Below are 6,189 nucleotides of genomic sequence, written 5' to 3'. Positions count from 1 at the left end.
CCGGTGACGACGACGATCACGCCCAGGGGCAGGGCGAGGGCGGCCGAGGGCAGGGGAGTGTTCAGTCGCAGGGCGCGCTCGGTGCGCATCCAGCCGATCCAGGCCTGCAGAGGCGTGAGGATACCGGCGACGATCAGCAGGACCGACGCCGCGAGCCGGAAGCCGGGGTGCAGGCCCTCTCGCTGAGGCGGCGAGGTCGGACCGAGACAGTCTCAACTAGTGGTGATCAGTCGTTCGATTCGTCGATAGTCGGGCGCCGCGTCCCGGATCACAGTCTCACCGGAGCCTGGACGCCGGCGAATCCCTGAGCGGCGTCGGAGCACCTCAGGGGACGGCGGCACTCCTACGGCGCTCGGCGCCACCACGGAGTCCGACGGAGCCCTCATCTGTCGAGTCGCGGTGGTCACCGACGGATCAGTCCTCCGAGTGCAGGGCCGCGTCCGCCGGCCCCGTCCGCCAGACCGTGAAGTGCACCGTGAGGTCGTCGCTGGAAGGAGCGCAGCAGAAGGGCCCGGCGGCCACCGGCGCGTTCGGATCGAGGGGTGCGACCCGCACCAGTCGCCACGGCTCGTCCTCCACCCGGGCTCGAACGGTCAGCGCGTCGCCGGACCGGCTGGCGCGCATCGTGACGAGCCGCCCGCGCCACTCCGGGACGGGCGAGAGCGACCAGTCCGAGAGGCCGCGGGTGACGACTGCGCCGAGGCTGTCCTCGCCGTCGCTGCGCTCGACACCGGCCTTGATCCAGGTCGTGTCGTCGACTTTCACGAAGATCCCCGCCTGGTCGAACTGAGCGGAGAAGTCGAGGCGAAAGGACACCTCGACGGCCGTGTCCTGCTCGAGCGGGGAGAGGAGGGCGTGCTCGGTGTCGTGGACGAAGCCGTAGGAGGTGATGCGCCAGGCGTCGCTCTCCTTCTTCGCGGTGACCCGCAGTCCGTCCTCCGCGATAGCGACGCGCGCGGGCGGGGTGGTCCAGGAGCCGGAGGCCCAGTCGATGTCCATCATCATGAAAAGGGTACGGTCGTACACCTCAAGGCGCTGCCGGACATGGCCAGCGGATCCGGAGGATCAGCTCGACCTCGACCGGCGAGTCCAGCGGCAGCACGGCGACGCCGACCGCGCTGCGGGCGTGGACGCCCGCATCCGAACAGCTGCGGCCGCTGATCGGCCGCGACGGAGCAGGACTCGTCGCCTTCGTCGTCGTCCTCCTGCTGTCCTGGGGCCTCGACGCGGTCGCCGAGGAGCGGGGGAGCCCCACCTGGCGCCGCGCCCTCACCCGTCGGCGCGACCGTCGGCTCCTGGCGGGGACGGCGACCTCGGCCTGAAGCGGCCTGTGCACTCCGCTGGCCGCTCAGCGAGTGCGCCGCGGGGGCCTGTGGACGCCGGTGGCCGCGAAACGCATCTCCGCTCGACGTTCCCTGCACCTTTGCTGAACCACCGGGACGTCCGGGCCGCGGGTCACGTCTTCATCATGTGCCACGGATCGTGAGCACCGCGGCCCCGGCCACGACCTCTGACCATCTGGAGAAGATCATGACCAACGTCACCCCCACCAGCCTCGCCAACGCCTCCTCGGCCAAGCACGGCACCGCCACCTCGGCCGGCAAGAACACGATCGCCGACGGCGTCGTCGAGAAGGTCGCCGGCATCGCGGCCCGCGAGGTCCCCGGCGTGCACGACCTGGGCAACGGCGCCGCCCGCGCCATCGGCGCCATCCGCAACGCGATCAACGCGCAGGACCGCGGCCAGGGCATCTCCGTCGAGGTCGGCGAGAAGCAGGTCGCCGCCGACATCACCGTCGTCGCCGAGTACCCCGTCGCGCTGCAGAAGCTCGCCGACAGCATCCGCTCCGCCGTCTCCGAGGCCATCTCCTCGGTCGTCGGCATGGAGGTCGCCGAGGTGAACGTCACTATCTCCGACGTCTTCATCCCCTCGGACGACAAGGACGACGAGACCGAGAGCCGCGTCAAGTGACTCCGTCCCACATCGGCCTGGTCCTCGGCGCGGTCCTCGCGCTGACCGCCCTCGTCTTCGGCTTCTGGGCGCTCCTCTGGGTCGCGCTCGCCATGGCGATCGGCTACGGCGTCGGGCGGGTCGTCGAGGGCAAGCTCGACCTGCGCTCACTCGGCGACACCCTCCGCGGGCGGCGGTCCTCGTGACCGCGGCGGTGATGGCCGACGAGGCCAGCCACGGCCGCACGACGATCAGCTCGCGCGCCGTGCGCCGAGTCGTGTCGGCCGTCACCGCGGAGGCTCTGGACGTGAACTCGTCCGACGTGTCCGTCGAGCTCGACGACGAGGGAGGACGCCTCCACGTCGTCGCGCACGCCCCCATCCACGTCACGCCCCTGGGCGAGACGGGCCGCCGGTCCTCCGGGACGCTGCTGGACCGACTCAGCCGGGCGCAGACGACCATCCGCTCGCGCTGCCTCGAACTGACGGGCTCCACGATCGGCCGGGTCGACCTCCGGATCACCGGTGCCGACCTCCGAGAACGAAGGAGGGTGTCGTGACGACTCCCACCACTGCCGGCCGGGCGCTCTACCCGCGCCTGGTGCGGCGCGAGACGCACTCGTCCCGCTCCGGATCGGCGATCGTCCTCGCCGTCCTGCTCATCCTCCTGTTCGCGTGGCTGGGCACGGAGGCGGTCCTCGCCGTCCTCGGCCAGCCCGCGCTGCTCGTGGCCCCGCAGGACGGAGCGTCCTCGCTGCTCAACGCGGCCGCAGCGCCCATCGCGCTGACCGCCGCCGCCGGCGCCGTGCTCGCGCTGATCGGGCTCGTCCTGATCGTCGTGTCGCTCAAGCCCGGCCGTCGCGGCCGTCGCGCCGTCAGCACCGACCGCACCGCGGCGATCGTCGACGACCGTGTCATCGCGCAGGCCGTCGCCCGCACCGCCGGCTATGCCGGTGACGTCGACCCGGACGACGTGTCGGTGTCGGTCGGATCCCGCGTCGTCGACGTGACGGTCTCCCGCACCTCCGGCCGCAGCATCGACGTCACGCCGATCCGCGAGGCCGTCGACGCCGAGCTCGCCACGTTCGACTGCACCCCGCGCCTGCGCTCCAAGGTGCGCCTGTCCGAGAAGGGAACGGTCCGCTGATGACCACCACGAACCGATTCCTCAACCGGCTGCTCCTGTTCGTCGTGGGCCTCGTCCTCCTCCTCGCCGGCGGCGCCGTCGCGGTGGGGTCGCTGCTCCCGCAGGTCCAGGAGAACGTGTCCACCGCCGCGCAGGACGCGGCCGACCCCACGAGCCAGGCCCTCTCGGGCGGCACCCCGTGGATCCTCTGGGTCATCGCGGTCGTCGCGCTCGTCCTCATCCTGCTTCTGGTGCGCTTCATCGTGCGCCAGGGCCGCGGCCGCACCTCCACGCTGCTGCGCGTCGGCTCCGGAGAGGGAGCGGGGACGCCCACGGGCGGCTCCGTCACCATCGACGCGAAGGTCGCCGAGCAGGTCCTCGAGGAGGCCCTGTCACAGGAGCCGTCCATCGTCGCGGTCGACGTGACCGCGTTCGAGATCAAGCACCAGAAGGTGCTGCGCGTCACCGCGCACACCCGCCGCGGCGCCTCGCCCGCCCGCACCCGGCAGACGGTCGACCAGGCCGTCCGCCAGTGGGACGCCCTCCTCGGCGAGGAGACGCCCGTCGTCATCCAGATCGTCAGCGGTCTGCGGACGAAGATGAGCGGCACCGCCCGCGTGCAGTAGCCGCCGGCACCACCGTCCGGCCCTCCCGATCGGGAGGGCCGGAGAGCCCCGCTCAGGCGGGATGGAAGTCTTTCTGAAGGAGCACCCATGTCCGATCCGATGGAGCCCGGCACCGTCGAGCGCATCCGCACCCATGAGCAGCCGACCCCGAACGAGCAGAGCCGGCGCGAGTCCGCCCGCCGCGACGGGAAGCCGTCCGAGCCCGAGTCGACCGAGAGCCGGGTCGCGACCGCCGCCGGCGAGAGCGCCCAGCGCGTGTCCGGCGTCCACCACCTCGGTGGAGCCGTCGCCCGCGGCCTCGACCGCGCCTCTCGCCGCGTGCTGGGCACCAGCACCGTCCCCGGAGTCACGGTCTCGAAGGCCGACGGCGTCACCACCGTCGACATCGACCTCGTCGTCGAGTACCCCCACCCTGTCCGCGAGGTCCTGGACGCCGTCCGCGATCAGGTGCAGCGCGTGGCGGAGCCGGTCGCCGGCGGTCACGTCGTCGTCAACGTCGAGGCGACCGACGTCCACGGCCCGTTCGACCCGATCGAGAAGCCGGAGGAGGATAAGGAGCCGCTCGTCGACACCGCCAAGCGCGCCGCGTCCGACGCCCGCGACTCCGCCAAGGAGGCCGCCGGGAACGCCCGCGACGCAGTCTCCGGTGCCGTCGACTCCGCCCGCGGACGCCTGGCGGACGCCGCCGACGACGCCGCGGACGCGATGGACCGTGCGGCCGACGAGCGCGACGAGCGCGCAGCCGCCCAGAAGACGGCCGACGCCGAGCGCGCCGCCGAGCGCGACGAGGACGACCCCCGCGTCGAGACGCACGCGGCCCCGGCCGTCGTCGAGACCGCGGAGTTCGTGGTGCGCGTCCAGGTCGAGCCGGTCGACGACGACGGCGACCCCCGCACCGCGACCGTCGAGGTCGCTCCGGCGGAGGAGCCCGAGCACGTCGAGCGCGACGAGGCCGCGGCCGATCGCGACGACGCGTCCGACGACGCCGACGCCCACCGCTCCGAGGACGACCGCGCGTCGTCCGCCGCCGGTCGGGAGTAGTCCCGTGCGCACCCGCTCGTACGGCGCGCGACGCAAGCCGCGTGCGGCCTGGATCGCGCTCGGCACGGGCGTCGTGCTCTCGTTCGTGGTCGTCGTCGCCGTGCTGCTGCCCGTCCTCGGGCTGATCGGCGCGGCGGACGGCACCACGGCCGGGGCGCTCGACGTCCCGGTCGGCGCGATCGTCCTCTCGATCGTCCTCAGCTACGCGGTCGGCCTGGCCTGCCTCGCGGTCGCGTTCCTCTCCCGCAACGCGGCCCTCGCCTGGGTCGCCGCGGTGGCCGCCGTGATCGCTACGCTCATCGGCTCGATCTGGCCGCTCGTCGCCACCGGATTCGCCAGCGTCGACCAGGCGAAGGACGTCATCCCCTTCATCCAGGACCTGATCGCCCGGGTCCGGGGGTAGCGTCGGGGCGATGAGCTCCGACTACCTCCGCGCCTACGACGACCAGCTCCGCTCCGACGCCGAGACCCCGAGCGCCGTCTCCGTGACGCGCGAGGGGCCTCTGCATCTGGTGACCTTCGCCGGCGGACGCGGCTTCGTCACCTACCGCGACCTCGCCGGCGCCTCCTCCGCGGAGATCGCCCGCCTGGTCGCCGCGGCCTGCGCACACTTCGACGCCGATCCCGGTATCACCCGCGTCGAGTGGAAGACCCGCGGCCACGACGAGGCCCCCGGCCTGCACGACGCGCTCGTCGCGAACGGCTTCGCGCCGGACGAGGCCGAGTCGATCATGATCGGCCCGGTCGAGGCGCTGCTCTCGGACCGGCCGGTCCCGGAGGGGGTCGTGCTGCGGCGGGTCGTCGACGAGCCGGACGTCCGCGCGTTCAGCGCCATGATCGACGCCGCCTTCGAGGAGGAGGTCGACGTGTCGATCGCCGACTCGCTCGTCGCCCGCCTGGCGCGCGGCGACGGCATGGAGCTGTGGGTCGCCGAAGTCGACGGGCGGATGGCGTCCGGTGGCCGGCTCGAGCCCGTCCCCGGAACCGCCTTCGCCGGCATCTGGGGCGGAGCGACGCTGCCGGAGTACCGCGGACGCGGGCTCTACGGCCTGGTCACGGCCGCCCGCGCCGCCTCCGCCCAGGCCCTCGGGAAGACCCTCGTGCACAGCGACTCGACCGAGTACTCGCGGCCCATCCTCGAGCGCGCGGGCCTCGTCCGGGTGTCGACGACGACTCCGTACCGCCGGCGCCGGCCGCAGTGACTCCGACGTCGTCCCCGTGGCGAGCGAGAAGATCGACGGGGACGCCGCCAAGATCATCGACGCGATCAGCGCCGCACTCACGCCCGAGGGACTCCTCCAGCTCAACACCCGCAGCGTCGACGAGCAGGCATCCGCCGCGATGATCGGCCGCGACTGGCTCGCCGAGACTGCGCTCGACGAGGAGCGACCTTCAGCCCTTCAGCCCTTCAGCCCTTCAGCACCCGGAGCCGTCAGCATCCGACTTC

9 protein-coding genes and 1 pseudogene are annotated in these 6,189 nt (G+C 72.8%); 9 read left to right on the top strand and 1 reads right to left on the bottom strand.

The window, feature by feature from the left end; translation table 11 throughout:
- Window positions 1-414 precede the first annotated feature (414 nt).
- On the bottom strand, window positions 415-1,005 hold the full coding sequence (locus C5C27_RS16260) for a DUF1349 domain-containing protein (protein ID WP_219813193.1): 591 nt from the start codon (window positions 1,003-1,005) through the stop codon (window positions 415-417).
- Between the two features lie 525 nt (window positions 1,006-1,530).
- Here C5C27_RS16260 and C5C27_RS16250 point away from each other — a divergent pair.
- The 9 genes and pseudogenes from C5C27_RS16250 to C5C27_RS16210 form a co-directional block, all read left to right on the top strand.
- Window positions 1,531-1,971 (top strand): Asp23/Gls24 family envelope stress response protein, encoded by a 441-nt coding sequence (locus C5C27_RS16250; protein WP_104223989.1) that lies wholly within the window; start codon window positions 1,531-1,533, stop codon window positions 1,969-1,971.
- Entirely contained in the window at window positions 1,968-2,156 is a 189-nt protein-coding gene (locus C5C27_RS16245; protein WP_104223990.1) for a DUF2273 domain-containing protein, read from the top strand. The genes C5C27_RS16250 and C5C27_RS16245 overlap by 4 nt, the downstream gene beginning before the upstream one ends.
- Complete coding sequence (locus C5C27_RS16240; RefSeq protein ID WP_244230558.1) at window positions 2,153-2,509, top strand: hypothetical protein; 357 nt, start codon at window positions 2,153-2,155, stop codon at window positions 2,507-2,509. The genes C5C27_RS16245 and C5C27_RS16240 overlap by 4 nt, the downstream gene beginning before the upstream one ends.
- A complete protein-coding gene (locus tag C5C27_RS16235; protein ID WP_104232927.1) occupies window positions 2,506-3,096 on the top strand; it encodes a DUF6286 domain-containing protein in 591 nt (196 codons plus the stop codon). The genes C5C27_RS16240 and C5C27_RS16235 overlap by 4 nt, the downstream gene beginning before the upstream one ends.
- A complete protein-coding gene (locus C5C27_RS16230; protein ID WP_104238125.1) occupies window positions 3,096-3,701 on the top strand; it encodes a hypothetical protein in 606 nt (201 codons plus the stop codon). The genes C5C27_RS16235 and C5C27_RS16230 overlap by 1 nt, the downstream gene beginning before the upstream one ends.
- 87 nt (window positions 3,702-3,788) lie before the next feature.
- Window positions 3,789-4,742, top strand: coding sequence for an Asp23/Gls24 family envelope stress response protein (locus tag C5C27_RS16225; RefSeq protein WP_104295122.1), 954 nt, complete (start codon window positions 3,789-3,791; stop codon window positions 4,740-4,742).
- 4 nt (window positions 4,743-4,746) lie between these two features.
- On the top strand, window positions 4,747-5,145 hold the full coding sequence (locus C5C27_RS16220; protein WP_104223994.1) for a hypothetical protein: 399 nt from the start codon (window positions 4,747-4,749) through the stop codon (window positions 5,143-5,145).
- A 10-nt stretch (window positions 5,146-5,155) separates the two neighbouring features.
- The gene (locus tag C5C27_RS16215; protein WP_104314920.1) at window positions 5,156-5,944 is read left to right on the top strand and encodes a GNAT family N-acetyltransferase; all 789 of its coding nucleotides are present in this window, start codon (window positions 5,156-5,158) and stop codon (window positions 5,942-5,944) included.
- 16 nt (window positions 5,945-5,960) lie between these two features.
- Window positions 5,961-6,189: pseudogene (locus C5C27_RS16210) on the top strand (hypothetical protein); the annotation flags it as partial.

It is taken from the genome of Rathayibacter sp. AY2B7, from assembly GCF_002931635.1.
In the GTDB taxonomy this organism is placed as follows: domain Bacteria; phylum Actinomycetota; class Actinomycetes; order Actinomycetales; family Microbacteriaceae; genus Rathayibacter.
This window is presented reverse-complemented; position numbering and strand designations above follow the sequence as displayed.